The organism is Bradyrhizobium sp. MI1.3 (assembly GCF_055811695.1).
This window is the reverse complement of record NZ_JBVVPQ010000239.1, coordinates 1-637: the sequence shown is the minus strand read 5'-3', so window position 1 is coordinate 637 and position 637 is coordinate 1. Positions and strand designations below refer to the sequence as shown.

At 68.0% G+C, this 637-nt stretch carries 1 protein-coding gene; it reads right to left on the bottom strand.

Features of this window, described 5'->3' with window-relative positions:
- A partial coding sequence (gene tnpC / locus AC0L3A_RS40840) for an IS66 family transposase (RefSeq protein WP_473256595.1) occupies nt 1-637 on the bottom strand: 637 nt, incomplete at both ends.

Here is a 637-nt window from a genome sequence, read left to right as displayed (position 1 = left end):
CATGGGACCAGCAGAACGCCAGTTCTACGTCACCGCGCTCGGCCAGGACCCGATAGCCGGCATAGCCGTCGACCTGGAGGATGCCGGCAAAACCCGCGAGGTGGACGATCGGCCGTTCGGCCTTGCGATCGGGAGCGTAGACATAGGCGACGGCGGGCGGGTCCGTGCCGCCCCAGGGCCGGTCGTCGCGGGCATAGGCCCAGAGCTGGCCGGTTTTGGTGCGGCCGCGTCCGGGATCGAGCACCGGGGCGGTGGTCTCGTCGGCAAACAGTTTTGTCGACTGCTTCAGCCTCGCGAGCAGTCGCTCATGCACCGGCCGCAACAGGAAGGCTGCCCGCCCGACCCAATCGGCCAGGGTCGAGCGATCCAGCTCGAGGCCCTGGCGGGCGTAAATTTGAGCCTGCCGATACAGCGGCAGATGGTCCGCATATTTGGCGACGAGTACCTGCGCCACGGTGGCTTCGGTCGGTAGCCCGCCCTCGATCAGCCGCGCTGGCGCCGGTGCCTGCACCATGGTCTCGCAGGCCCGGCAGGCATACTTCGGCCGCCTTACGACCAGGACCCGGAACTGGGCCGGGACGATATCCAGTCGTTCGCTCACATCCTCGCCGATCCGGTGCAGCGCCTGCTGACAGCA